Consider the following 21883-nt stretch of genomic DNA (forward strand, 5'->3'; position numbering starts at 1 on the left):
ATCAGCCCTGCGCCCCCGACCACAGGCGGTACGGGTCCCACCCGCCGGCCTCGCCGGGTTCGGAACCGTCGACGGTGACGCGGGGCGCGCCTCCTGCCGGGTCACGGACCGTGCCGACGGCGCGGAAACCACCGGGCAACGCCACGTCGGGCGGGAACGTGGCGAACAGGGAGTGGTCCTCACCACCCGAGAGCGCGAGCCGTGGGTCGTCGCCGACGGCAGGGCCCCACAGGTCGACCACGACACCGCTGGCGCGGGCCACCCGGCCGGCGTCGAGGGCGAGGCCGTCCGACAGGTCGAGCATGGCGGTCGCCCCTGCCAGCGCCGCCGAGCGGCCGTCGGCCACGGGCGGGGTCGGGGCGAGGTGCCAGCCGACGTCCGGGTCGCGCTCGCGCAGGGCGGCGGCCGCGGCGGTGTCGGGCGACCCGTCGTGGTCGACGCCGAGACGGAACAGCAGGTCGAGCCCCCGCGCCGAGCGGCCGAGCGCGCCCGACACGGCGACGACGTCGCCGACGCGTGCCCCGTCCCGCCGCACGGGCGTGCGCCCCTCGAGGTCACCGAACGCCGTCACCGCGACCGTGAAGGTCGGCGACACCGAGAGGTCGCCGCCGACGACCCCCGCGCCCGGGGCCATCACGGAACAACCCGCGCGCAGACCGTCCGCGAAGGCCTCGAGTTCGGTGACGCCCGTGTCGCCGGGCACCGCGAGGGCGACCACCAGCGCCGTGGGCCGAGCGCCCATCGCCGCGACGTCGGACAGGTTCGACGCCGCGGCCTTCCAACCGAGGTCGTACGACGTCGACCACGCGCGCCGGAAGTCGGGGCCGTGCACCATGAGGTCGGTCGTCACGACGAACCGACCATCGGGCGCCGCGACGACGGCGGCGTCGTCACCGGGACCGAGCAGCGTGTCGTCGCCGCGGGGCAGACGGGGCAGGATGCGGGCGAGGGTGGCGAGCTCGCCGACGCCCTCGACGGTGTCGGCGTCGTCCGGGCGGGGGTCCGTGGAGCGTCGTTCCATGTGCTGAACGGTAGCCTGGATGCGATGTCGAACCCGTCCTCGCGCCTCACCGCGCGCCTCCGTCCCCGCCTTCGCGTCCCGGCCCTCGTGCTCGTCGGGGCCGGTCTCGCGACGACGCTCGTCGGCTGCTCGCAAGCGGTCCCGATGCAGCCCGCCGCGGGGGCGAACGACCCGGCCTGCGCGCAGGTCACCGTCCACCTGCCCGAGGTCGTCGACGACGGTCAGGACCGCCGCGAGACCGACGCGCAGGCGACCGGCGCCTGGGGTTCGCCGACGAGCGTGCTGCTGCACTGCGGCGTCGAGACGCCCGCCGTGTCCGACCTGCCCTGCTACGACATCCAGGGCGTGGACTGGCTCGTCGACCAGGACCCCGACGACGCCGAGACCTCGATCCTCACCACGTACGGCCGTGAGCCGGGCGTGCAGGTGATCGTCGACACCACCAAGGCCAACGGCGGCAACGTGCTGCGCGACCTGGCCGACTCGGTCGGCTACCTGCCGAACGACGGCAAGGAGTGCGTCGGCGCGGGCGACCTGCCGGGCTCGGCCGGATCGGCCGACGACCCGTCCGCGACACCCACGCCGTAGGCCCGGTGGCCGGGACGGACGGGCTCCGTCAGCGCTCGGTCTCGAGGCCGAGGGCGATGAGCTCGTCGATCAGCTCGGGGTAGCTGAGGCCGCTCGCGAGCCAGCAGGCGGGGAACATCGAGATGGGCGTGAAGCCGGGCATCGTGTTGACCTCGTTGACGACCCAGCCGTCGTCGGTCAAGAAGAAGTCGACGCGGGCGAGGCCCGTGCCGTCGATGGCCTCGAAGGCCAGAGCGGCGAGACGCTGCATCTCGGTCAGGTCGCCGGGTGCGAGGTCGGCGGGGCAGACCAGGTCGGCCCCGGGGGCGCCGAGGTACTTCGACTCGAAGTCGTAGAACGTGTCGCCCGCGAGGACGATCTCGCCCGCGACCGAGGTGCGGGGAGGCGCGCCGTCGCGTCCGCCGAGCACGGCGCACTCGATCTCGCGGCCGACGACCGCGGACTCGACGAGCACCTTGTGGTCCTCGGCGAAGGCCTTCCGCATGGCCGCCGGGAGGCCGGCGGGCGAGTCGACGCGCGACACCCCCACGCTCGACCCGGCTCGGGCGGGCTTGACGAACATCGGGTAACCGAGCGCCTCGACGTCGGCGGCCACTCGCTCGGGCGCGGCGTCCCAGTCCCGACGACGCACGGTGCGCCAGGGGGCGACGACCACGCCGGCGGCCTGCAGCACGGTCTTGGTGAAGTGCTTGTCCATGCCGAGCGACGAGGCGAGCACGCCCGCGCCGACGTAGGGCAGCCCGGTCAGCTCGAGCAGGCCCTGCACCGTGCCGTCCTCGCCGAACGGACCGTGCAGGATCGGGAACACCACGTCCACCTCGCCCAGCAGGCGCGTCGTGCCGTCGGGCTCGGTGACGGTCAGCTCGCGGGTGGTGGACGACTCGGGCCAGTGGACGCGGGTGCCGTTGTCGACGACGGTCGGCAGCGTCTCGGCGTCGAGCTCGAACCGTGCGGCGTCGTCGGGCTGAAGCGTGAACGCCCCCTCGACGGTGATGCCCACGGGCACCACGTCGTAGCGGGAGCGGTCGATCGCCGAGAGGACTCCCCCGGCCGTCGCGCAGCTGATCGAGTGCTCGCTCGAGCGGCCGCCGAAGAGGACGACCACGACGGTCTTCGCCACCCCGGGTGCCGAGGCGCCGACCGACGAGGCATCGGTCGCGGCGACGCGCGGGGTCTTGGTGGGCTCGGTGCTCGCCATGAGGGGCCTTTCGTCGGTGTCACGGCCCGCGGGCCGACCCGCGGTGGGCGGGCTCTGGTCGTCACGCGCCCCGGCACGGCCGACCAGCGGTCACTCGCCCTGCGGCTCGTCCGTCTCGGTCAGGTGCGGGGCGATGTTGCGCGGGTCGAGTGTACCGGCGAGCACCTCGGCCACCTGCTGGACGATGGGCATGTCGACGCCGCGGGACCGCGCGAGTTCGAGGATCGGAGCGACCGAGGCCAGTCCCTCGGCGGTCTGGTTCATCTGGCGCACGACGTCGCCGAAAGCGTAACCCTGACCGAGAAGTCGACCCGCGGTGTTGTTGCGCGAGAGGGGCGACTCGCACGTGGCGATGAGGTCGCCCAGGCCAGCGAGGCCGGCGAGGGTCTCGGCCTTGGCCCCGAACGACACCGCGAACGCGGTCATCTCGGCCAGCCCGCGCGTGATGATCGAGGCCTTGGTGTTCTCGCCGTACCCCACGCCGTCGACGATACCGATGGCGACGGCGATCAGGTTCTTGAGGACCCCGCCGAACTCGGTGCCGATCACGTCGGTGTTGACGAACGAACGGAAGTACGGGTTGGTGGCGGTGGCCGCGACCAGGGTCGCCGTGTCGAGGCTGTACGACGACACGACCGCGGCCGTGGGCTGCCGCTTCGCGATCTCGAGGGCGAGGTTGGGCCCCGACGCGACGGCGATCAGGTCGCGGTCGATGCCGAGCTCGGCCTCGATCACCTCGCTCATGCGCAACCCGGTGGCCTTCTCGACGCCCTTCATCAGGCTGACGACCGGCACGCCGGACGGGACCATGCCGCGGATGGCGGTCAGGTTGTCGCGAAGCGTCTGGCTGGGGACCGACAGGTAGACCTGCTCGGCACCCGCCAGGGCCTGTTCAACCGAGGGGGTGGCGACGAGGGTGCGGGGCAGGTTGATGCCCGGCAGGTAGTCGCTGTTGCGCTTGCTCTCGGTGATCTCGCGGGCCACCTCGGGACGGCGGGCCCAGAGCGTGACGTCCGCGCCCCCCTCGGCGAGGACCTTGGCGAAGGTCGTGCCCCAGCTGCCCGACCCCAGGACGGCGACCCGGCGCGGGATCGAGTCGCGCATGACGATCGAGATCGCCTCGGTCGTGACCGCCCCTTCTCCGAGGGCCTCGATGGCGCCTTCGCGTGACTCGGAGCTACTCAAAGCGGCCTGTCTCCTTCTGGTGGTTCTTGGTGGGGTTCCAGCGTTCGGCGGGTGCCTTCTCGCCCCGCAGCCGCTCGACCAGCTCGGTGACGGCGTCCATCACCAGGGCGGTGGCGGCCGTGACCGAGGCCTGGTCGAGGGGACGATCGCGGAAGGCCGAGAGGTCGACGGGGTCGCCGATCACGACGGTGATGCGCTTCCGCGGGAAGGCGTGCAGCCGACTCGAGTAGCGACCCATGAGGTGCTGACTGCCCCAGTGCGCCATCGGGACGAGCGGCACCCCGGCGACGAGGGCGAGGCGCACGGCACCGCTCTTGCCCTTCATGGGCCAGAGGTCGGGGTCGCGGGTGAGGGTGCCCTCGGGGTAGACGATCACGCCACCGCCCCGGGCGACGAGCAGACGCCCGGCCGCCAGGGGGTCGTGGTCGTGGGTGCGACCCGCCCGCTCGACGGGGATGTGCCCCATCGCGTGCATCATGCGACCGAAGACGGGAACCCGGAAGAGGGACGCCTTCGCGAGGAAGCGCGGCACCCGCCCGAGGGACCACATCACACGGCCCACGACCACCGGGTCGATGTTCGTGTAGTGGTTCGGGGTCAGCACGAACGCACCCTCGGCCGGCAGCTTGTCGCCGTCGACGATGTCGATCCGGGCCATCAGGTCGAAGAGCGGTGCCGCCGGAGTCGCGAGGACGCGGAAGAACGCACCCTTCTCCTTGCGACGCCTCCGCGCCGGGACCGGGACGACGGGAGCGTCGGGGTCGGCTGTCGACACCGGCCGATCAGCCCTTGAAGTCGAAGTCGGCGCCCAGCTTGCGCAGCTTCGCGATGAAGTGCTCGTAGCCGCGGCTGATGATGCCGACGTTGCTGATCTTGGACTCGCCCTCGGCGGTCAGGGCCGCGATGAGGTGGCTGAAGCCGCCCCGCAGGTCGGGAACGCGGATGTCGGCACCGTGCAGGGCCGTCGGTCCGTTGATGACCGCGGCCTGCTCGAACTCGCGACGCGCGACGCGACGGTCGTGGTCGGGCAGTCCGTCCTTGTGCACCGTGATGTCGGCGCCCATGTCGTTGAGGGCCTCGGTGAACTGGAAGCGGTTCTCGTAGACCGTCTCGTGCACGACCGAGGTGCCCTGCGCCTGCGTCAGGGCGACGATGAGCGGCTGCTGCCAGTCGGTCATGAACCCGGGGTGGACGTCGGTCTCGACGACGACGGGCTTGAGCTCGCCACCGGGGTGGAAGAAGCGGATGCCGTCCTCGTGGACGTCGAAGTCGCCGCCGACCTTGCGGAAGACGTTGAGGAACGTCATCAGGTCTTTCTGGTCGGCGCCCTCGACGAAGATGTCGCCCTTGGTCGCGAGTGCGGCCGAGGCCCAGCTCGCGGCCTCGTTGCGGTCGTTGATCGCCCGGTGCGTGTAGCCGCGGAGCTTCTCGACGCCCTCGATGAAGATCACGCGGTTCGGCTCGACCGAGACGACGGCGCCCATCTTCTGCAGGATCGCGATGAGGTCCATGATCTCGGGCTCGATGGCGGCGTTGCGCAACTCGGTGACGCCCTTGGCGAGGACCGCGGTCAGCAGCACCTGCTCGGTGGCCCCGACGCTCGGGTAGGGCAGCTCGATGTTGGCACCGGTGAGCCCGTCGGGCGCGGTGAGGTGGATGCCGTTGTACGACTTGTCGACGACGGCGCCGAAGGCGCGGAGGGCGTCGAGGTGGAAGTCGATGGGCCGGTCGCCGATGCGGCAGCCGCCGAGGTCGGGGATGAACGCCTCGCCCAGGCGGTGCAACAGCGGCCCGCAGAAGAGGATCGGGATGCGGCTCGACCCGGCGTGGGCGTCGATCTCGGCGAAGTGGGCGGACTCGACGTTGGACGGGTCGAGGATCATCTCGCCGCGGGCCGGGTCGGTGATGCGCACCCCGTGGACCGAGAGGAGGCCGCGGACGACGTTGACGTCGCTGATGTCAGGGACGTCCTTGAGGATGCTGGGGGTGTCTCCCAGGAGGGCGGCGACCATGGCCTTCGTGGCGAGGTTCTTGGCACCGCGCACCTCGATGCGACCGATCAGCGGTTTGCCGCCCCGGATGACGATCTCATCGGAGGTGAGCCCCACACGGGCACCTGCTGCTGCTGCGTCTTGGACGAGAGAGTTCACTTACTTCACCGGCAATGTCTTCGGGCGCCAGGCGGCGCGGCGGGATTCGAATTCTGTGATGGCCGCTTCGTCGCGGAGGGTCAGGCCGATGTCGTCGAGGCCTTCGAGGAGTCGCCACTTAGTGTAGGCATCGACTTCGAATCCGACGGTGAGGCTGCCGACCGTGGCGGTCTGCGCCACGAGGTCGACCGTGATCTCGACGCCCGGCTGCCGGTCGATCTCGGCCCAGATGCGCTCGACGTCGTCCTCGGCGACGGCCGCCGCGAGGAGCCCCTGTTTGCCGGAGTTGCCTCGGAAGATGTCGCCGAACCGCGAGCTGATGATCACGTCGAAGCCGAAGTCGCGCAGCGCCCAGACGGCGTGCTCACGGCTCGAGCCGGTGCCGAAGTCGGGACCCGCGACGAGGACGCGCGCGCCCTGGAACTCGGGTCGGTTCAACACGAACTCGGGGTCGTTGCGCCACCCGAAGAAGAGGGCGTCCTCGAAGCCGGTCTTGGTGACCCGCTTGAGGAACTGAGCCGGGATGATCTGGTCGGTGTCGACGTTCGAGCGCTTCAGCGGCGCGGCGACACCGGTGACGGTGGTGAACTTCTGCATCAGCGGACCCCTGCCCGATCGGTGCCGTCGGCGAGGACGGGTTCGTCGGACGTGCGGACGGCCGTGGAGGCCGCCGCGTCGTCGTCGGCCTGGAGGTCCCACGGCGAGGACAGCGTCCCGCGCACCGCGGTGGCCGCGGCGACGAGGGGCGACACGAGGTGCGTCCGACCGCCCTTGCCCTGGCGACCCTCGAAGTTGCGGTTCGAGGTCGACGCGCATCGCTCGCCCGGTGCGAGCTGGTCGGGGTTCATGCCCAGGCACATCGAGCACCCGGCGAAGCGCCACTCGGCACCGAAGGCGGTGAAGACCTCGTCGAGCCCCTCGGCCTCGGCCTCGAGGCGGACGCGAGCCGACCCCGGCACGACCATGACGCGCACGCCCTCGGCCTTGGTGCGCCCGCGGATGATCGACGCGAACGCACGGAGGTCTTCGATGCGGCTGTTGGTGCACGACCCCATGAACACCGCGTCGACCGGGATGGCCTTCATCGGCGTGCCGGCCTCGAGGGCCATGTACTCGAGCGCCCGCGTCGCCGCGGCCTTCTCGTTGGGGTCGACGACGGTCTCGGGGTCGGGCACGGAGTCGCTGAGCGACACGCCCTGGCCCGGGTTGGTGCCCCACGTGACGAAGGGCTCGAGCGTGTCGGCGTCGAGGAAGATCTCGGCGTCGAACACCGCGTCGTCGTCGGTCGGCAGGGTGTCCCAGTAGGCGATCGCCTCGTCCCAGTCGGCACCCGTGGGGGCGTGCGGACGACCCTGCAGGTAGTCGTACGTGATCTGGTCGGGAGCGACCATGCCGGCCCGGGCACCCGCCTCGATCGACATGTTGCAGATCGTCATGCGCCCCTCCATCGAGAGGGCGCGGATCGCGCTGCCGCGGTACTCGAGCACGTAGCCCTGGCCGCCGCCGGTGCCGATCTGCGCGATGACGGCGAGGATGATGTCCTTCGCGGTGACGCCGGGGCGCAGCGTGCCCTCGACGGTGACCGCCATCGTCTTGAACGGCTTCAGCGGCAGGGTCTGCGTCGCCATGACGTGCTCGACCTCGCTGGTGCCGATGCCGAAGGCCATGGCGCCGAAGGCCCCGTGGGTCGAGGTGTGCGAGTCGCCGCAGACGACGGTGATGCCCGGCATGGTCAGTCCGAGCTGCGGGCCGACGACGTGCACGATGCCCTGCTCGGCGTCGCCCAACGGGTGCAGGCGGACGCCGAACTCGGCCGTGTTGCGACGGAGCGTCTCGATCTGCGTGCGACTGGTGAGGTCGGCGATCGGCTTGTCGATCGCCAGGGTGGGCGTGTTGTGGTCTTCGGTGGCGATCGTCAGGTCGGTGCGACGCAGCGGCCGATCGGCCTGGCGCAGTCCGTCGAACGCCTGGGGGCTGGTGACCTCGTGCACGAGGTGGAGGTCGATGTAGAGAAGGTCGGGGGCGCCGTCTTCGCCCTTGACGACGACGTGGTCGTCCCACACTTTCTCGGCCAGCGTCCTACCCACGGGCACGCCCCTTCTCCTGTATCGACGGAAAGATGATCCGTGGAGTCTACGCCAGTGCCTCCGGCGCGTTTCTCGACGGTCGTGGGGTGAACCCCGCCCCGAGGACGGCCATTCCCGGCGCACCCGGGGGCTGCGGCGAGCGCGTGGGACGAGGGCTCCGAATAGCATGACGACACCCGTCGGGCGGACGACGGCTGCGCTCGACGAGGAGGCCGACCATGAGCCACCCCGAGCGCGCACGCGACCACCCCGGGGAGGCGCGGGTCGTCGGTCGCTGGCACCGCGCCTCCCCGGGTCGTCGCGTCGCCGCCGTGCTCGGTGCCCTGGTGGCGGCGTCCACGCTCGTGGCCGCCGGGGCGGTCTCGGTGGCTCCGCACTACGGGGACGGCCGCCCGTGGACGGGGCTCGCGGTCGACGACCTCCGACGGTCGCCGGACGCGACCGGTTGGACGCTCGACCTGGCGGCGACGCTCGCGCCCGACGCACCGCGGCGGTGCCTGAACTTCTGGACGTCCCCCGCGGTCGACGGACTCGTGGCGGTCGGCACCTCGGTCGACCTGGACTTCGGGGACGCCCTGGGGGCGCCGGCCTGCCGCTCGTACGCGTCCGAGGCGAGCACGAGCCTCGTCGGGCTGGTCGAGACGGCCACGGGCACGGTCCGCTGGGTGCACGACCTGGCCCGAGACGTCCCCGACACCGACGCCCTGAGCATCCCCGCGACGCAGGTCGTCCCCTCGGCCGGTCGCGTGCTGGTGCAGACGCAGACGACGGGGGCGACCGTGCTGGCCGCCCTCGACCTGCGCGACGGCTCGCTCGTCGAGTCGACCCGCGGCCGGCGCGACCTGCCGAGCGTGAGCGTCGACTCACGGGGACCCCTGCAGTTGCGCACCTTCTCGGGCATCGCCGGGTCGGGCGATCGGTACCAACTCGTCGAGGCCTCGCGTCTGGCCGACCCGGTGTGGGAGGGCGGGGTCGACTCGGGCAGTTCTCCGGCGCTGCTGAACGACGGCGCCCTCGTGTCACGGGGCGGTGAGACCGTGTTCGTCGACGCCGCCACGGGCCGGGAACGTCCCTTCGCAGCCTCACCGGACGAGATCGCCGTGCCGCCCGTCGGCTCGCCCGTGACGACCGGGGACGGGCGCCGCATCGTCGCCTTCGGCATCGAGAGGACCAGGGCCAACGGCACCGTCGAGGCGCTCGACGAGGACGGGGAGGCCGTCTGGAGCCGACCCACCTCCGGGCGCCGCCTGGCCGTCACGCCGTCCTGCGTGGTCGTCGTCACCGACGGCGACACGGCCGCGGAATGCCTCGATCCCCGCGACGGCTCGGTCCGCTGGAGGACCGACCTCGGCGCCCCGTTCGCGGTCGAGGCCGTGCCGGGTCAGCGCGCGACCGACGTCTTCGTCGTCGTGCAGCGGTCGGGCGGGTCGCGCCTGCTCGCCCTCGACGGCGCCGACGGGCACACCCGCTTCAGCTCGTCCGTGGGGCTGCTCGACGACCTCGCGGCGGCGGGCCGGTCGGTGCTCTACCTGCAGACGGAGGACGGTCGCTCGTCGGGGCGGGAGGTCGCGGCCCTCGACCTGGACGACGGTCGGCCGCTGTGGGCGACCTCGTCCTCGGGCACCGTGGTGTTCTGGGGCGGTCATCTCGTGCGCATCGACGACCAGGGGGTCGCCCGACGACTCGTGGACACCGCCCGCGTCGGGGCGACGTCGTGAGGGCAGGGCGTCGTCTCGCCGTGGCCTACGCCGCCGTGGTCCTGGCGACGCTGGCGACCACGGTGCTGGTCGCGCCGACGCAGCCCGAGTACGGGTCGGACCCGCCGTGGCAGGGCATCGCCGTCGACGACCTCCGGCAGGAACCCGGCACCACCGGGTGGCGCGTCGACCTCCGTGCCGCTCTCGCCCCCGGGGCCCCCGCCGAGTGCCTCCGCTACCGGGCGACGCCCGTCGCGCAGGGGCTCGCACTCGTGAGCGCGGCCGGGGCCTGGACCTACGGATTCGCCAACGACGGCGACTGCGCCACCCCGACCCAGGGGGTCGGCACGCGCATCGGAGCGCTCGACGTCGACCGCGGCACCTTCCGCTGGGTGCACGACGTCGCCGACGACCTCGCCGGGCTCGGCCTGACCGGCCCGGCCCTCGTCTCGTCCGTGACGGCGGTGCACGAGACGGGACTCGTGCTCGTCCGGGCGTCGGTCGACGGCGAGCAGGTGCTGATGACGTTGTCCGTCGAGACCGGGCGACCCGTCGAGGTGGTCGAGACCGGTTCGGCGGGTGACGGGGACCAGTTCCAGACCGTGGGGGCCGTCGTGGTGACCGGTCGGCAGCAGGGCGTCGGCGGCGTCTACCGCTACGACCTGCGCGACGCCCGCGACCTCGACCGCGTGACGTGGAGCGGACCCGCCTCGACCACGGGCGTCGCCCTCGCGCTGAGCGACCGGTTGGTCGTCGCGCGGGCCGACGGCTCGGTCCAGGTCGACCTCGCCACCGGTACCGAGCGCCCCTGGGCGGCACGGCTCGACCGCCTCATCGGCTACGTCGTCCACGACGACGTCGTCTACGCCCCCCGAGGAGGCGCGGCCACGGGACGAGGGGACGCCGGCTTCGTCGCGTTGACCGCCGACGGCGAGCGCCTCTGGAGCTCGGACCGGGACGTCCGGGGCGGCTACTCGGTGACGCGTTCCTGTCTCGCCGTCACCGACGTGCGCGCGCAGACGGTGACCTGCCTCGACCTCGCGACGGGAGACGTGCGGTGGACCGACCCGGCGTCGAGCTCGTCCGCCGTCGACGGCCTGCCCGGCCAGACCGACGACCGCGTCTTCGCGACGGCGACCGCCGCAGGCCCGGGGCCCGTGGTGGTCCGTGCGCTCGACGGCTCCAGCGGCTCGGCCGGCGCCCGCCTGTCGCTGCCCGACGGAGCCGTCCTCGCGGCGGCGGGCCGGACGGTCGGCTACGCCCTGGCCTACGGCACCTCGGGCGGGCGGTCGACCCTCGTCGCGTTCGACCTCTCGAGCGGGCGCGCCCTCTGGGAGCACGCCGCGGAGCTGCAGGTCTACGCCTGGGCGGGGCGGCTGGTGGACGTGGACGTCGAGGGGGTCGCGCGGGTGCTGGTCTCCCCCGAGCGCCTCGCCGTCCCGACGGGCTCCTCCGGGGGGTGACGCTTCGCCCGCTCCGTTCGAACACGTGTTCGAATCGGGCGTAGGGTGTCGGCATGAGCCTCCCCTTCACCGCCTCGCTGCTGGACGGCCTGTCCGACGGCCCCGACCTCGCGCCGCTCGTCGGGCGAGTCGACCACCTCGACCTCGGCGAGGGCGCCTGGCTGGACGTCGTCCCGGGCTGGGCGTCGAATTCCGACGCCCTGTTCGAACGTCTCGTGACCGACGTGCCGTGGCGAGCCGACCGCCGCCAGATGTACGACCGGGTGGTCGAGGTGCCCCGGCTCGTCTCCTCCTACGACGCGGGCGACGCGCTCCCCGATCCCGTGCTCGCCCAGGCTCGAGACGACCTCAACGCGTACTACGCGCTCGAGCGTGGCGCCCCCGTCGAGCAGCGCTTCGACCGGGCGGGGCTGTGTTTCTACCGGACGGGCGACGACAGCATCGCCTGGCACGGCGACCACGTGGGGCGCACGATCGACCGCGACACGATGGTGGGCATCCTCTCGCTCGGGGCACCACGCACGCTCGCGGTGCGGTCCCGCTCGACCGGCACGACCCGGCGGTTCCCGCTCGGCCACGGCGACCTGCTGGTGATGGGCGGCAGCTGCCAGCGGACCCACGAGCACGCCATCGCCAAGACCAAGAAGGCCGTCGGCCCACGCATCAGCGTGCAGTTCCGACCGGTGTGGCCCACCTAGCCCGCCCCTGACGGACCGGTCGGCCGCGCGGACCACGGGGCCGTCGCTCGTATGCTGTGCACACGATCGACGACGAGGTGGACGAGTATGCCGGCAACCCGTGACGACGTGGCGCGTCTGGCAGGCGTCTCGTCGAGCACCGTGTCGTACGCCATCAGCGGGCGACGGACCATCTCCGTCGCCACCCGCCGCCGGGTCGAGGCGGCGATGGCCGAGCTGAACTACACGCCCAACGCGTTCGCCCGGGGTCTCGCCGGCGCACGGGGCGGCATCCTCGCCCTGCATTACCCCTACGGACGCCGCGGCGTCACGTCGTCCGAGTTCGAGTACGTGGCGGCGGCCACCGACCGGGCGAGGGAGCGCGGCTACCACCTGCTGCTGTGGTCGAACCCCATCGACGACGTCGAAGGACTCGGCAGCCTCGTCAGCGAAGGCCTCGTCGACGGTGTGATCCTCATGGAGCTCACCGCGCGCGACGACCGCGTCGCCGTGCTGTCGCGGTCGCGCCTGCCGTTCACGAACATCGGTCGCCCCGACGACGTCGAGGGACTCTGGTTCGTCGACGCCGACTACGACTCGCTGGCCCGACAGGCCGTCGACCACCTCGCCGACCTCGGCCACCGACGCGTGTTCTTCCTGGGTCAGAGCATCCGGGCCCCCGAGCGCGGATCGGGTCCGCTCGACCGCACGACGAGGGCGTTGCGCGGCCCGGCCGACGAGCGGGGCCTGACGCTCGAGACGCACGCCGCCACCGACTCCGTCCCGGGCGGCCGCCGGGCCTTCGACGCGTTCGCCGCCTCGACGGCCCGCCCCACGGCCGTGCTGGCGTTCAACGAGATGGCCCTCGCCGGCTTCGTGCAGGCCGCGGCGGCGGCAGGCCGGTCCATCCCGGACGACCTCACGGTCGTCGCGCTGAGCATCGGCGACCTCGCCGCCGAGATGACCTCGCCGCCGCTCACGACCGTCAACCCTCCCGGAGCCGACATCGCCGCCGCCGCGGTCGACGACCTCGTCGACCGCATCGAGGGTCGACGCCACGACGCCCCCCACGTCCTCGTCGCCCCCCGTCTCGTCGTGCGGGGCACGTCGGCCGCCGCCCCGTCGGAACGGACTCGCTAGCAGACGCGGTTGCGCGCCTCCTGCGAGTATGTGACACTCATCGTCGACGCGCGTCGACGACGACGTGCGGCGGACGATCACCCCGACAGCACGGGCCGTCCGTTCTTGCGACTCAATGAGGAGACACCAATGCGAGCATCCCTGCACCGCCGCTTCACGGGCCCCCTGGCCATCCTGGCGGCGTCGAGCTTCCTGTTGGCCGGATGCTCCGGCACGGCCGACCCCAACGACCCGAACGCCGGAGGCGCGGGTGCCGGTGACGTCGGAACCGCCGACGGCGTGGTCAACGTCTACGGCACGATCAACGGCGACGAGGCGACCCTGCTCGAGCAGTCGTGGGCCGACTGGGAGAAGGCCAACGACATCGAGATCAAGTACACGGGCGACAAGGAGTTCGAGAAGCAGATCGGCATCAAGGTGCAGGGTGGCGACACCCCCGATCTCGCGATCTTCCCCCAGCCCGGCCTGCTGGCCGACACGGTCGCCTCGGGCAAGGTACAAGAGCTGCCGGCCGACGCCCTGGCCAACGTCAAGGAGGGCTGGTCCGAGGACTGGCAGAAGTACGGTCAGGTCGACGGCAAGCAGTACGGGGCCCCGTTGATGGCGAGCGTCAAGGGCTACGTCTGGTACTCCCCCGCCAAGTTCGAGGAGTGGGGCGTCGAGGTCCCGAAGACCTACGACGAACTCGTCGCCCTGTCCAAGACCATCCAGGAGAAGACCGGCGGCCCGTCGTGGTGCGCCGGCTTCAACTCGGGCGAGGCCAGCGGCTGGCCCGGCACCGACTGGGTCGAGGACCTCGTCCTGCGCGAGGCCGGACCTGACGCCTACGACTCGTGGGTCGCGGGAGACACCGAGTTCACCGACCCCGAGATCAAGGCCGCGTTCGACTCGGTCGGCGACATCCTGCTCGACCCGACCCTCGTCAACGCCGGCTACGGCGACGTGAAGTCGATCAACTCGACGGCCTTCGGAGACGTCGCGACCAACGTGGCGAACGGCAGCTGCGCCCTGACCCACCAGGCCTCGTTCTTCGAGGGCTTCCTGACGGCGGCGAACAACGCCAGCGGACAGCCGGCGACGGTCGCCGAGGACGGCGACGTCTGGGCCTTCCTCACCCCGCCCATGAAGGAGGGCGACCCCGCAGCCGTCACCGGCGGTGGCGAGTTCGTCGCGGCGTTCTCGAACGACGACGACACCGCCAAGGTGCAGGCCTACCTCGCCAGCGCCGACTGGGCGAACAGCCGCGTCTCGCTCGGCGGAGTCATCTCGGCCAACAAGGGACTCGACCCCGAGAACGCCGGTAGCGACCTGCTGAAGGGCGCCGTCGAGATCCTGCAGGGCACCGACACCACCTTCCGCTTCGACGGTTCCGACCTGATGCCCAAGTCGGTCGGCTCCGACAGCTTCTGGAAGGGCATGGTCGACTGGATCGACGGCACCGACACCGACACGGTGCTCGACGAGATCCAGGCCGGCTACACCTCGTAACACCCGCGCCACAGGGGCCACCGCACGTCGGTGGCCCCTGACCCCGCGCCCGCTCGCCGCCCCGCTCGCCGCTCCGAGCGGCAGCGGCGACGGGCCGCGTCCTGCTCGGACCCGAACGTGAAAGGACAGAGATGTCCAGTTTCTTCCAGTGGCTGGCGGGAATCCCGCCCCTGGCGCAGATCCCCTTGATCCTCATCGCCTTCACCGCCCTCGTGGCCGTGGTGCTCGTCTTCGTCGAGTTCGCCCCCCGCCGAGGCACGCAGTACACGATCATCCGACTGGCCGTCTGCGTGGTCGTCCCGGTCGTCGTGCTGCTGGCGTTCGGCCTCTACAACTCGGTCATCTGGGTCGCCGCCGTCGCGGCCGTCCTGGGAGGCGGACTGTTCCTGCTCGACTACCGCTCGAAACGCGGTGCCGGCTACTCGCTGCAGCTGATCGCCTTCATGACCCCGGCCGTGTTCTTCCTCGTCATCGGCCTGATCTACCCGACCATCACGACCGCCGGCCAGGCCTTCATGAAGAACGACGGATCGGGCTTCGCCGGGCTCGACAACTTCGTCTGGGTGTTCACGAGCCCCGACGGCCTGACCGCCTTCGGCAACACCCTCGTCTGGGTGCTGCTCGCACCGATCACCGCGACCGCGATCGGTCTCGCCTACGCCGTCTTCATCGACAAGAGCCGGGGCGAGAAGTTCCTCAAGCTGCTCGTGTTCATGCCGATGGCCATCTCGTTCGTCGGCGCCTCGATCATCTTCAAGTTCTTCTACGACATCCGCCAGGGAGAACAGATCGGCCTGCTCAACGGCATCCTCGTCGCCTTCGGCGGCCAGCCGGTCGACTGGCTGGGGCTCGAACCGTGGAACACGCTGCTGCTCGTGATCGTGCTGATCTGGACGCAGGCCGGATTCGCCATGACGGTGCTGTCGGCAGCGATCAAGGGCGTCCCCGCCGAGCAACTCGAGGCGGCGTCGCTCGACGGCACCAACGGGTTCCAGGCGTTCCGGCACATCACCGTCCCCGGCATCCGCACGACCATCATCGTCGTGCTGACGACCATCTCGATCGCCTCGCTGAAGGTCTACGACATCGTCTCGGCCATGACCGGCGGACGCAACGACACGACGATCCTCGCGTTCGAGATGGTCCGGCAGTTCCAGCTCGGCAGCCGTACCGGCTACAGCTCGGCGCTGGCGGTCATCCTCTTCGTGCTCGTGCTGCCGATCGTCATCTACAACGCCCGCCAGATCCAGAAGCAGAGGGAGATCCGATGACTGCCACACCCACCCCCGTCGGGGTCGCCGTCGGCTCGGGCACCGAGAGACAGCTCAAGCGAGGAATCGCGAAGATCGAGACCTCGAGCGGCAAGCTGAAGAAGGGCACGACCAGCCGCGGCGCCACCATCGCCGCGTTGATCATCGCCGTGATCTGGACCCTGCCCACGGCCGGGCTGTTCATCTCGTCGTTCCGGCCCGCGAACGACATCAAGACCACCGGATGGTGGACCGTCTTCGCCAACCCGGGGTTCACGCTCGACAACTACGTGAACGCCCTCAACTCGGGCGACAGCCTCACGCTCGGGAAGGCGTTCCTGAACTCGCTGGTGATCACGTTGCCGGCGGCGCTGATCCCGATCACGATCGCCAGTCTCGCGGCGTACGCGTTCGCCTGGATCGACTTCAAGGGACGCAACACGATGTTCGTCCTGGTGTTCGCCCTGCAGATCGTCCCCATCCAGATGGCTCTCGTGCCCCTGCTGCGCCTGTTCTCGGACGGTCTGCGCATCGGCGGTCTGTACATCCTGCCGGGGCTCGGGGTGAACGGTCTCGACGGTTCGTTCGCGAAGGTCTGGATCGCCCACACGATCTTCGCCCTGCCGCTGGCCATCTTCATGCTGCACAACTTCATCTCGGAGATCCCGGCCGAGGTGATCGAGGCCGCCCGCATGGACGGCGCCGGTCACGGACAGGTGTTCTTCCGCATCGTGCTGCCGCTGTCGATGCCCGCGATCGCCTCGTTCGGCATCTTCCAGTTCTTGTGGGTCTGGAACGACCTCCTCGTGGCCACGGTCTTCACGTCCGGTCAGGGTTTGCCGATCACGAAGGCGCTGCAGGACCTCTCGGGGTCGTACGGCCAGTCGTGGGAGCTGCTCACGGCCGGGGCGTTCATCTCGATCATCGTGCCGCTGATCGTCTTCTTCGCCCTGCAGCGGTTCTTCGTCCGCGGCCTGCTGGCCGGCGCCACGAAGGGCTGACCCCGTCGCAGCATGAGAGACCGCCGGGCGATCGCCCGGCGGTCTCTCGTCATGTCGTCCGGTCTTGCGCCGGGCCGGGCCTTGTCGGACCGTGTCGGGTCGGACCATGCGGGGCCGTGCCGTGCCGGACCACGTACCGGAAACGAAAAAACCGCCAGGCGAGAGCCTGGCGGTTTCTGTCGGTGCTGGTGACCCCAACGGGATTCGAACCCGTGTTACCGCCGTGAGAGGGCGACGTACTAGGCCGCTATACGATGGGGCCGTATTTGCAACTCGTCGAGTATGCCACACCGCGCGAGCCCGTCACAAATCGAGGCACCGGCGCGTCGAGATCGACCCGCCCGACGCGCGTACAGTCGCTGTCATGCGCCTCACGAAGCTCGAACACGCCTGCCTGATCCTCGAGAAGGACGGGCGCAAGCTCGTCGTCGACCCCGGGTCGTTCACGGCTCCCCTCATCGACCTGCACGACGTCGACGCCGTCGTGGTCACCCACGAGCACGCCGACCACTGGACGCCCGACCAGCTGACCCACCTGCTCGCCACGAACCCCGGCGCGACGGTCTACGGCCCCGCGGGTGTGGCCACGGCCGCCGAGGGCTTCGACGTGCACGTGGTCGGCGACGGAGACACGGTCGAGGTCGGCCCCTTCACGCTGGCGTTCCACGGCTCGCGCCACGCGGTCATCCACGAGAGCATCCCGGTCGTCGACAACGTCGGCGTGCTCGTCGACGGATCGCTGTTCTACCCGGGTGACCAGTTCACGGTCCCGCCGGTGCCGGTCGACGTCCTCGCGACGCCCGTCGGGGCGCCCTGGCTCAAGGTGGCCGAGGTGATCGACTACGTCGCGGCGGTCGCGCCCCGACTGGCCTTCCCCACCCACGAGCAGACCCTCTCCGGCCCCGGGCTCGCCATGCACTTCGACCGCATGAAGGCGTCCGCGCAGTCGATCGGTGGCGACGCCGTGAAGCTCGAGGCGCACGAGTCGATCGACCTCTAGCCCCACCCGCGAGGGGCACTCCCCCGACGACGAACCGCCCCCCTCCGGCGTGACCGGATGAGGGGCGGTTCGTCGTCGGCCGCCGGGGCTACAGCGTGACGTCGATCTCGCGCAGCGTCTTCGCGTCGATGGCCACGCGCACCTTCTCGACGAGTTCGTCGGGCGCGGGGCTGTCGATGGTCAGGACGCTCAGGGCCTGACCACCGGCGCTCTGCCGGGCGATCTGCATGCCCGCGATGTTGATGCCGGCGTCACCGAACTCGCGACCGTAGACCGCCACGATGCCGGGGCGATCGGTGTAGACCATCACGAGGTGGTGGGCCGCGAGGGGGACCTCGACGTCGTAGCCGTTGATCTCGACGATCTTCTCGACCTGCTTCGTGCCGGTCAGGGTGCCCGAGACCGAGATCTGCGAGCCGTCGCTGAGCGAGCCGCGCAGGGTGATGACGTTGCGGTACTCGTCGCTGGTCGGGTCGGTGAGCAGACGAACGGTGATGCCGCGCTGCTCGGCCAGCAACGGCGCGTTCACGTAGCTCACCGACTCGCTGACGATGTTCGTGAAGATGCCCTTCAGGGCCGCCAGCTTCAACACGCTGACGTCGTACTCGACCAGGTCGCCGCGCACCTCGACGTCGACGCTCGTCAACGGGCTGTCGGCGAGGCCGGAGAACACCTGACCGATCTTCTCGACCAGGGGGATGCCGGGTCGCACGTAGGGGTCGATGACGCCGCCGGCCACGTTGACCGCGTCGGGGACGAGCTCGCCGCCGAGCGCGAGCCGCACCGAGCGGGCCACCGAGACGCCGGCCTTCTCCTGCGCCTCGTCCGTCGAGGCACCGAGGTGCGGGGTCACCACGACGTTCTCGAGACCCAACAGCTTCTGGTCGACCGGGGGCTCCTTCACGAACACGTCGAGTCCGGCACCGGCGATCTCGCCGGTGGTCAGGGCCTCGTACAGGCCGTCCTCGTCGATGAGGCCGCCGCGTGCGACGTTGACGACGAAGGCCGACTTCTTCATCGCCTTCATCTGCTCGAGGCCGATCATGCCGGTCGTCTCGGGGGTCTTGGGCATGTGGATCGTCACGAAGTCGCTCGTGGCGAGCAGCTCGTCGAGCGACAGCAGCGTGACCCCGAGCTGCTGGGCGCGGGCCGGAGTGACGTAGGGGTCGTAGGCGACGACGTTCACGCCGAAGGCCTGCAGGCGCGCGGTGATGAGGGCGCCGATGCGGCCGAGGCCGACGATGCCGACCGTCTTCTCGTAGAGTTCGACGCCGGTGTACTTCGACCGCTTCCACTGCCCCTGGGCCAGGGCGGAGTGCGCTGCCGGGATGTGACGCGCGAGGCTGAGGATGTGCCCGACCGTCAGCTCGGCGGCGGAGATGATGTTCGACGTCGGTGCGTTGACGACCATGACGCCGGCCGTGGTGGCCGCCTTGATGTCGACGTTGTCGAGCCCGACGCCGGCGCGCGCGACGACCTTGAGCGACGGGGCGGCAGCGATGGCCTCGGCGTCGACCTGCGTCGCCGACCGCACGAGGATCGCGTCGGCGTCGGCCAGGGCGGCGAGCAGTGCGGGGCGGTCGGTGCCGTCCACCGATCGCACGTCGAAGTCGGGCCCGAGGGCGTCGACGGTTGCGGGTGACAGTTCTTCTGCGATCAACACGACGGGCTTGGCCACGGGGCGGACGTCCTTCTCTGGGTGATGTTCGGTGAGGGGCCGCGACGCGCCGTGGGCGCGGCTGATGACGACTCTATCGACTCGCGCGGATCGTTACGTCCGCATGACGACGTCCCCGGCGGGCGGCGTCACGGACGCGGCCCGCGCCTCCTGGGCTCGCTCAGACGGTCGTGACGTAGGCCGTCAGGGTCAGCGACACGGCCGCCACGACACCCAGAGCCGCGAACAGCGCCAGCGTGAACTTCCACAGTTCACGACGGCGCCCCACCACGATCGCCCCGACGAAGGCCAGCGGCGGCACGACGACACCCACGATGAGCGGCACCCACGGGGGTGAGACCACCAGGCCGTCGAGGCCGTTCTCACGGTAGAACTCGTTGTTCTGCGTGAAGACCTGCGGCACGAGCACGAGGTTCGAGACGGCCTCGAACAGGTCGAAGGCGAAGAAGACGGCGAAGACGATCGCCACGGCGAGGTAGAAGAAGAAGGAGGCGCGGCCCGGTTCGCTCGCGTCGCCTGCCGTCACCGAGACGGCGTCGTGCTCGTGGTTGTCGCCGTGGTCGTGGTCGTGCTCGTGCTCGTGCTCGTGGCCGTGGTCGTTCATGCGGAGCCTCCCGTCACGAGGGGCCAGGGGGCCACGAGGAGCGCGCCGAGGGCCATCCACGCGAGGCGACGGCCCGTGCGATCGACGGGGACGAGGACGATGACGGCCACGAACCACGCGATCGGGGCCACCACGGCGAACAGTTCGCCGAGGTTCCACATGAGCGACGAGATCGCATCGGTGAACGGGTTGGTGAAGTCGCCGACGGCGACGATCCAGCCCGCGGCCCAGAGGAGGAACACGCCGCCGAGGACGCCGTGGACCACGAGCGACGCCGAACTCATCACCGCGGGGCCGTCGTCGACGTCGTCCTCGTCTTCTTCGTCCGGGTCGACGGGCTCGTCGACGGGCTCGTCGCCTGCACCGTCCGACCGCCGGGCACGACGCGGACGACCCGTCGGCGCAGGCCCCTCGACGTGGCTGCTGTCGGCCTCGTCACCCCAGGTCAGGGCGTCATCGGCGTCGCCGCCGGTCGGCACCCGCGGGTCGGCTGGCGTCATGCGGTGAGCTTGGACGAGACCGCCGCGAGCAACGCGGGGAACAGCGGGTGGTCGTCCTGGACGCCCGTCAGCGTGCGCGTCAGCTCGTCGGCGGCGAGGCCCGAGCTCAGCAGCGACTGCAGCTCGACGCTCTCGACGTCGTCCGGCACGGAGAAGTCGAGGGCGGCACGCACGGCGCGGACGAGTGCGTCGTAGGGCAGCCCCCGCTCGGCGGCCTGGGCCGCGGGACCCACGAACCGCTCGTGGCGGCTGAGCTTGCGGAGGGGGTTGCGGCCGACGCGTTCGGTCGTGTCGGGGAGGTGCGGGTTGGCGATGCGGACGAGGTTCTTCTCGATGTAGGACTGCTGCTCGTCGGCGTCGAGCTCGTGCTTGGCCACGAGCAGGCCCTTCGTCTCGGCGAGGACGCCGCGGACCTCGGCCATGACCTCGGCGTCGTCCAGGGCCTCACGGATGCTCGTGAGCCCCTTGCGGAACCCATGATAAGCGGCCGCGGCGTGGGCGGTGTTGACCGTGAAGAGCTTGCGCTCGATGAAGGGCTCGAGGTCGGCGACCCAGGTGACGCCCTCGATGTCGGGGCGGTGCTCGCCGAACGGCGTGCTCTCGACGACCCATTCGAAGAACGACTCGATGGTGACGTCGAGCGTGCCGCCGGCCTGCTCGGGCACGATCCGGTCGATGGCACAGTTCGCGAAGACGGCGTTCTCGGCCGGATCGTGCTCGCGCACCGCGGCCGCCAACGAGTCGGTGGCGTTGATGGCGTTCTCGCACGCGATGACGGAGAGCGACGCCCGATCGGCGGACCGCTGGGCCAGCCCCTTGGCGATGACCGGTGCGACGAACGGCAGGATGCGGGCACCGACCGCGGTGGTCACGACGTCGGCGGTCGCGATCTCGGCGACGAGGGCCGCCTCGTCGGTGCGGCTGTTGATGGCGCGATAACCGTCGACGACGGTCGTACGGCTGTCTTCACCGACCTCGTGCACCTCGAACGACGACTGCGACTGCAGCGCCCCGATCAGGTCGTCGTTCACGTCGGCGAAGACGACCTCGTAACCACTCGCGTGGAGGAACTGGGCGACGAAGCCCCGACCGATGTTGCCGGCGCCGAAGTGCACGGCCTTCTTGCTGTGAGCCATGCCATAGATCATGCCACGAC

Annotated in this window: 20 protein-coding genes and 1 tRNA gene; 9 read left to right on the top strand and 12 right to left on the bottom strand. The window is 70.9% G+C overall.

Going from position 1 to position 21883, the window contains the following annotated elements:
• Nucleotide 1: 1 nt before the first annotated feature.
• Nucleotides 2-1021 carry a thiamine-phosphate kinase gene (gene thiL / locus ASL10_RS08090; RefSeq protein WP_056046222.1) on the bottom strand — a complete coding sequence of 340 codons (1020 nt, stop codon included), beginning with the start codon at nt 1019-1021 and terminating at the stop codon, nt 2-4.
• A gap of 24 nt (nt 1022-1045) precedes the next feature.
• Between thiL and ASL10_RS08095 the strand changes: the two genes are divergently transcribed.
• On the top strand, nt 1046-1609 hold the full coding sequence (locus tag ASL10_RS08095) for a DUF3515 family protein (RefSeq protein ID WP_056046223.1): 564 nt from the start codon (nt 1046-1048) through the stop codon (nt 1607-1609).
• A gap of 28 nt (nt 1610-1637) precedes the next feature.
• Here ASL10_RS08095 and ASL10_RS08100 read toward each other — a convergent pair whose 3' ends face one another.
• The 6 genes from ASL10_RS08100 to leuC all read right to left on the bottom strand — a co-directional run bounded on the left by ASL10_RS08100 (nt 1638) and on the right by leuC (nt 8229).
• Complete coding sequence (locus ASL10_RS08100) at nt 1638-2729, bottom strand: D-alanine--D-alanine ligase family protein (RefSeq protein ID WP_056047669.1); 1092 nt, start codon at nt 2727-2729, stop codon at nt 1638-1640.
• 168 nt (nt 2730-2897) lie between these two features.
• The gene (locus ASL10_RS08105) at nt 2898-3911 is read right to left on the bottom strand and encodes an NAD(P)H-dependent glycerol-3-phosphate dehydrogenase (RefSeq protein WP_043594016.1); all 1014 of its coding nucleotides are present in this window, start codon (nt 3909-3911) and stop codon (nt 2898-2900) included.
• Between the two features lie 73 nt (nt 3912-3984).
• Complete coding sequence (locus ASL10_RS08110) at nt 3985-4767, bottom strand: 1-acyl-sn-glycerol-3-phosphate acyltransferase (protein WP_056046225.1); 783 nt, start codon at nt 4765-4767, stop codon at nt 3985-3987.
• Nucleotides 4768-4774: 7 nt separating this feature from the next.
• Nucleotides 4775-6142: a UDP-N-acetylglucosamine 1-carboxyvinyltransferase gene (gene murA, locus ASL10_RS08115; protein WP_043593953.1), complete on the bottom strand. Its 1368-nt coding sequence runs from the start codon at nt 6140-6142 to the stop codon at nt 4775-4777.
• Nucleotides 6143-6739: a 3-isopropylmalate dehydratase small subunit gene (gene leuD / locus ASL10_RS08120; RefSeq protein WP_056046227.1), complete on the bottom strand. Its 597-nt coding sequence runs from the start codon at nt 6737-6739 to the stop codon at nt 6143-6145. It lies immediately after the preceding gene.
• The gene (leuC, locus tag ASL10_RS08125; protein ID WP_056046229.1) at nt 6739-8229 is read right to left on the bottom strand and encodes a 3-isopropylmalate dehydratase large subunit; all 1491 of its coding nucleotides are present in this window, start codon (nt 8227-8229) and stop codon (nt 6739-6741) included. The genes leuD and leuC overlap by 1 nt, the downstream gene beginning before the upstream one ends.
• Nucleotides 8230-8447: 218 nt before the next feature.
• On the opposite strand from leuC, the gene ASL10_RS08130 reads away from it, so the two are divergent.
• The 7 genes from ASL10_RS08130 to ASL10_RS08160 all read left to right on the top strand — a co-directional run bounded on the left by ASL10_RS08130 (nt 8448) and on the right by ASL10_RS08160 (nt 16945).
• Nucleotides 8448-9947 (top strand): PQQ-binding-like beta-propeller repeat protein, encoded by a 1500-nt coding sequence (locus ASL10_RS08130; RefSeq protein WP_056046230.1) that lies wholly within the window; start codon nt 8448-8450, stop codon nt 9945-9947.
• Entirely contained in the window at nt 9944-11389 is a 1446-nt protein-coding gene (locus ASL10_RS08135; protein ID WP_157485331.1) for a PQQ-binding-like beta-propeller repeat protein, read from the top strand. Before ASL10_RS08130 ends, ASL10_RS08135 begins: the two co-directional genes overlap by 4 nt.
• Nucleotides 11390-11442: 53 nt before the next feature.
• Nucleotides 11443-12087, top strand: coding sequence for an alpha-ketoglutarate-dependent dioxygenase AlkB (locus ASL10_RS08140; RefSeq protein ID WP_056046233.1), 645 nt, complete (start codon nt 11443-11445; stop codon nt 12085-12087).
• An 87-nt stretch (nt 12088-12174) separates the two neighbouring features.
• A complete protein-coding gene (locus tag ASL10_RS08145; protein ID WP_056046235.1) occupies nt 12175-13206 on the top strand; it encodes a LacI family DNA-binding transcriptional regulator in 1032 nt (343 codons plus the stop codon).
• 129 nt (nt 13207-13335) lie between these two features.
• Nucleotides 13336-14694 (top strand): ABC transporter substrate-binding protein, encoded by a 1359-nt coding sequence (locus tag ASL10_RS08150; RefSeq protein ID WP_056046236.1) that lies wholly within the window; start codon nt 13336-13338, stop codon nt 14692-14694.
• Between the two features lie 131 nt (nt 14695-14825).
• Nucleotides 14826-15965: a carbohydrate ABC transporter permease gene (locus ASL10_RS08155; protein ID WP_056046238.1), complete on the top strand. Its 1140-nt coding sequence runs from the start codon at nt 14826-14828 to the stop codon at nt 15963-15965.
• Nucleotides 15962-16945 carry a carbohydrate ABC transporter permease gene (locus tag ASL10_RS08160; protein WP_043593968.1) on the top strand — a complete coding sequence of 328 codons (984 nt, stop codon included), beginning with the start codon at nt 15962-15964 and terminating at the stop codon, nt 16943-16945. The genes ASL10_RS08155 and ASL10_RS08160 overlap by 4 nt, the downstream gene beginning before the upstream one ends.
• 186 nt (nt 16946-17131) lie before the next feature.
• On the opposite strand, the gene ASL10_RS08165 is transcribed toward ASL10_RS08160, so the two are convergent.
• Nucleotides 17132-17207: transfer RNA gene (locus ASL10_RS08165), tRNA-Glu, on the bottom strand.
• 102 nt (nt 17208-17309) lie between these two features.
• Here ASL10_RS08165 and ASL10_RS08170 point away from each other — a divergent pair.
• Entirely contained in the window at nt 17310-17945 is a 636-nt protein-coding gene (locus tag ASL10_RS08170; RefSeq protein WP_056046240.1) for an MBL fold metallo-hydrolase, read from the top strand.
• A gap of 88 nt (nt 17946-18033) precedes the next feature.
• On the opposite strand, the gene serA is transcribed toward ASL10_RS08170, so the two are convergent.
• From serA to ASL10_RS08190, 4 genes are all read right to left on the bottom strand, one after another.
• Entirely contained in the window at nt 18034-19623 is a 1590-nt protein-coding gene (serA, locus tag ASL10_RS08175) for a phosphoglycerate dehydrogenase (RefSeq protein WP_056046242.1), read from the bottom strand.
• Nucleotides 19624-19783: 160 nt separating this feature from the next.
• A complete protein-coding gene (locus tag ASL10_RS08180; protein WP_056046243.1) occupies nt 19784-20227 on the bottom strand; it encodes a hypothetical protein in 444 nt (147 codons plus the stop codon).
• Entirely contained in the window at nt 20224-20727 is a 504-nt protein-coding gene (locus ASL10_RS08185; protein WP_157485333.1) for a hypothetical protein, read from the bottom strand. The genes ASL10_RS08180 and ASL10_RS08185 overlap by 4 nt, the downstream gene beginning before the upstream one ends.
• Nucleotides 20724-21863, bottom strand: a complete 1140-nt coding sequence (locus ASL10_RS08190) for a mannitol-1-phosphate 5-dehydrogenase (RefSeq protein ID WP_056046248.1) — start codon at nt 21861-21863, stop codon at nt 20724-20726. Before ASL10_RS08190 ends, ASL10_RS08185 begins: the two co-directional genes overlap by 4 nt.
• Nucleotides 21864-21883 lie beyond the last annotated feature (20 nt).

The sequence above is a fragment of the Frigoribacterium sp. Leaf8 genome, from assembly GCF_001421165.1.
In the GTDB taxonomy this organism is placed as follows: Bacteria; Actinomycetota; Actinomycetes; order Actinomycetales; family Microbacteriaceae; genus Frigoribacterium.

Bases quoted from the DNA above. Each gene is read 5' to 3' on its own strand.
- ASL10_RS08160 (WP_043593968.1), top strand. From the start codon at position 15,962: ATGACTGCCACACCCACCCCCGTCGGGGTCGCCGTCGGCTCGGGCACC.
- leuD (WP_056046227.1), bottom strand. From the start codon at position 6,739: ATGCAGAAGTTCACCACCGTCACCGGTGTCGCCGCGCCGCTGAAGCGC.
- ASL10_RS08170 (WP_056046240.1), top strand. From the start codon at position 17,310: ATGCGCCTCACGAAGCTCGAACACGCCTGCCTGATCCTCGAGAAGGAC.
- ASL10_RS08140 (WP_056046233.1), top strand. From the start codon at position 11,443: ATGAGCCTCCCCTTCACCGCCTCGCTGCTGGACGGCCTGTCCGACGGC.
- ASL10_RS08095 (WP_056046223.1), top strand. From the start codon at position 1,046: ATGTCGAACCCGTCCTCGCGCCTCACCGCGCGCCTCCGTCCCCGCCTT.
- ASL10_RS08185 (WP_157485333.1), bottom strand. From the start codon at position 20,727: ATGACGCCAGCCGACCCGCGGGTGCCGACCGGCGGCGACGCCGATGAC.
- ASL10_RS08150 (WP_056046236.1), top strand. From the start codon at position 13,336: ATGCGAGCATCCCTGCACCGCCGCTTCACGGGCCCCCTGGCCATCCTG.
- ASL10_RS08180 (WP_056046243.1), bottom strand. From the start codon at position 20,227: ATGAACGACCACGGCCACGAGCACGAGCACGAGCACGACCACGACCAC.
- ASL10_RS08190 (WP_056046248.1), bottom strand. From the start codon at position 21,863: ATGGCTCACAGCAAGAAGGCCGTGCACTTCGGCGCCGGCAACATCGGT.
- ASL10_RS08155 (WP_056046238.1), top strand. From the start codon at position 14,826: ATGTCCAGTTTCTTCCAGTGGCTGGCGGGAATCCCGCCCCTGGCGCAG.
- thiL (WP_056046222.1), bottom strand. From the start codon at position 1,021: ATGGAACGACGCTCCACGGACCCCCGCCCGGACGACGCCGACACCGTC.
- ASL10_RS08145 (WP_056046235.1), top strand. From the start codon at position 12,175: ATGCCGGCAACCCGTGACGACGTGGCGCGTCTGGCAGGCGTCTCGTCG.
- ASL10_RS08105 (WP_043594016.1), bottom strand. From the start codon at position 3,911: ATGCGCGACTCGATCCCGCGCCGGGTCGCCGTCCTGGGGTCGGGCAGC.
- ASL10_RS08130 (WP_056046230.1), top strand. From the start codon at position 8,448: ATGAGCCACCCCGAGCGCGCACGCGACCACCCCGGGGAGGCGCGGGTC.